Source organism: Hymenobacter agri, from assembly GCF_054778495.1.
In genome coordinates this window covers 1-2,941 of the sequence record NZ_BAAGZM010000541.1, presented here as the reverse complement: position 1 = coordinate 2,941, position 2,941 = coordinate 1, and the positions used below count along the sequence as shown (strand labels likewise).

Genomic DNA, 2,941 nt, shown 5'->3' with positions numbered 1-2,941 from the left:
CGGCCAGCGCCCGGGCCGGCCCCACGGCCCGACCCAGCGCGTCGCGTACCTGCACCCGCCCCCCCGCTTCCCTGGCAGCTTCGGGCAGTAAAAAAGCCCGCTACTGCAAGCAGTAGCGGGCTTTTTAAACGAACGTCGGGGCTTATTTGAATAAGCCCTTTTTCACGGTACGGTGGCCGTTTTCGTCGATTTTAATCTTCGTGCCATCGGCCATCTTGATTTTCATCGAGCCGTCGTCGTTACGCTTGATTTTTGCGCCGTTTTCGTACTTGGTTTTGCGGTCACCATCCTTCTCGTTATCAATCTTCTTGATGCCCGAGCCTTGGCCCACGCTACCACCACGACGCACCGTGGTGGTCGAGGAAGCGGTAGTTACCGTGGCGGGAGCCAGCGAGTAGGGACCGTCTCCGTAGTTGGCGCGGTTGGCCGAGTAGGTGTTGTAGTAGCTGTCGCTGCCGAGGTCGGTGCGAATTTCGTTGTCGGCCTCGTCGTTAATCTGGCGCAGGGTGGCATACTGGCCGGTGGTGTCGGTGGTGTAGCGGTTGCGGGCTTCGGCTAGGCGCGTGCCGCGGGTGTAGTAGGTGCGCTCCACGCGGGTCACCACGGCCGGGTCGCTCAGCTTGAGGTCTTCGGCGAGCCGGGCGGCGAGGCGGCGGGCTTCGTCGCGCACGCCCACCGTGTCTACCGTAGTGGTTGTGGTGGTCGTCGTCGTGGTTTCGGGCGTGGTAGTCGTGGTGGTTTCCACTTTTTTGTCCTGCGTGCAGGAAGCGGTGGCCAGCGCGGCGGCGGCCAGCAGGCCGAGGAGTTTGGTATTCATAAGAAGCGTATTGAAGAAAAGTAAAATGGCAATGCAGCCATTTTTAGGGCCTGATACGGCGGGGCTTGCGGCGGGGTTATCGCCGCAAGGCGGAGTATCCCGAAATTCCATTTCGGGCCAGGCGAACGATGCCGCGCACACGAGCTGAAATGAAATTTCGGGGTAGTCCGCCTTACCAGCGCTAGGCGTTTACCACCGAGCCGCCGTTGGGGTGCAGCGTCTGGCCCGAGAAGTACGAAGCGTCTTCCGACGCCAGAAACACGTAGGCCGGGGCCACTTCGGAGGGCTGGCCAGCGCGGCCCATCGGCACGTCGTGGCCGAACAGCGGCAGTTTCAGCAGCCCGATGCCGGTGATGAACGGCGTCCAGATGGGGCCGGGGGCCACCGAGTTGACGCGAATGCCCTTCTTGATAAGCTGCAGCGACAGCGCCCGAGTGAAGGCCGTAATGGCGCCTTTGGTCGAGGTGTAGTCGAGCAGCAGCTCGTTGCCTTTGAAGCCGTTCACCGACGCGGTGTTGATGATGGAGTCGCCTTCCTTGAGGTGCTTGAGGGCAGCCCGTGAGATGCGGAACATGGCAATAATGTTCAGGTTGAAGATGCTGTCAAGCTCCTCGTCCTTAATTTCCTCCAGCGAGTCGTGCCAGTTCTGCTCGGCGGCATTGTTCACCAGAATGTTCAGCCCGCCCAGCTCAGCCACCGTACGGTCCACTATTTCCTGGCAAAAGGCGGGCGACTTGAGGTCGCCGGGCAGCAACAGGCAGCGGCGGCCGCGGGACTGCACCAGCTCCTGCACTTTCTCGGCATCCTGCTGCTCGGTGGGGAAGTAGCAAATGGCCACATCGGCCCCCTCCACGGCGTAGTGCACGGCCACGGCCCGGCCAATGCCCGAGTCGCCGCCCGTGATGAGGGCTACTTTGCCCTTGAGCTTATCGGCCCCTTTGTAGCCTTCGCGGATGTATTCGGGCTCGGGAGTCATCTTGTATTCGAGGCCGGGCTTGCCGGCACCCGCGTCTTGGCTTTGGGGCGGGAAAATGGTTGGTTTATCGGACATCAGGAAAGGGGTGATTTGATATTAGTACGGTTGGGCTAACGGCCGGCGCGGGCGGGGGTTGCCGGAGAGGGCAGCGCGGCCTTGGCGAGTCCGCGCCGGGGCGAATCGTTTTGCAACGGTCGTTCTACCACACGCGACCTCGCAGAGTCTACGCTACAACGCGGGCGTACCTTTGTAACGTCCGCGTCCCGGGTTGCTTCGGTTTCAGCGTTTTCTTTTTCTTTATTCGCCGCGCCCTATGCCTGTCAGCTCTTCCATTCGCCTCAATAAATTTATCAGCGAAAGCGGGTTATGCTCGCGCCGTGAGGCCGACCGTTACATCGCCGAGGGTGCGGTGCTGCTCAACGGCAAGCCCGCCCAGATTGGCGACCAGGTGGGCCCGCGCGACCGCGTGAGCGTGAACGGCCACAAGCTGGAGCCCCGCCAGGCCGAAGATGCGGTGTACCTGGCCTTCAACAAGCCGGTGGGCATCACGAGCACCAGCGAGCCGGGCGTGCGCGGCAACATCGTCGACTACGTGAACCACGCCGCCCGCGTGTTTCCCATCGGCCGGCTCGATAAGGATTCGTCGGGCCTGATTTTCCTGACCAGCGACGGCGACATCGTGAACAAGATTCTGCGGGCCGGCAACCAGCACGAGAAAGAGTACGTGGTAACGGTGGACCGCATTCTCACCGACCGCATGCTCGACGAAATGTCCGCTGGCATCCCCATGCTGGGCACCGTGACGAAGAAATGCGTGATTGTGAAGGAAACGCCCTACATCTTCCGCATCACGCTGGTGCAAGGGCTGAACCGTCAGATTCGCCGAATGGTGGAGCATTTCGGCTACGAAGTCCTCAAGCTCGAGCGCGTCCGCATCATGAACGTGAGCCTGAAGGGCCTGCCCGTGGGCGACTGGCGCGAACTCACGTCCGACGAACTGGCCGGTATCATGAAAATGGTGGCCCATTCGAGCGGCACTGAAGAGGCTTCGGGCGGCCGCCGCAGCGGCGGCAAGGCTTCGGCGGGCAAAACCACCCGTAAAGCCCCGAGCGCCGCTACTGGCACCGAGTTGCAGCCCGGCCGGCCGC

General features: G+C 62.1%; 3 protein-coding genes. 1 reads left to right on the top strand and 2 read right to left on the bottom strand.

Annotation, left to right across the window (positions count from 1 at the left end):
* Nucleotides 1-142: 142 nt before the first annotated feature.
* On the bottom strand, nucleotides 143-817 hold the full coding sequence (locus ACYVDE_RS19015) for a hypothetical protein (RefSeq protein WP_460503119.1): 675 nt from the start codon (nucleotides 815-817) through the stop codon (nucleotides 143-145).
* 181 nt (nucleotides 818-998) lie between these two features.
* Nucleotides 999-1,868 (bottom strand): SDR family oxidoreductase, encoded by an 870-nt coding sequence (locus ACYVDE_RS19010; protein WP_460503118.1) that lies wholly within the window; start codon nucleotides 1,866-1,868, stop codon nucleotides 999-1,001.
* Nucleotides 1,869-2,106: 238 nt separating this feature from the next.
* Between ACYVDE_RS19010 and rluF the strand changes: the two genes are divergently transcribed.
* Nucleotides 2,107-2,941: 23S rRNA pseudouridine(2604) synthase RluF (gene rluF, locus ACYVDE_RS19005; RefSeq protein ID WP_460503117.1), on the top strand; the 835-nt coding region annotated here is incomplete at its 3' end.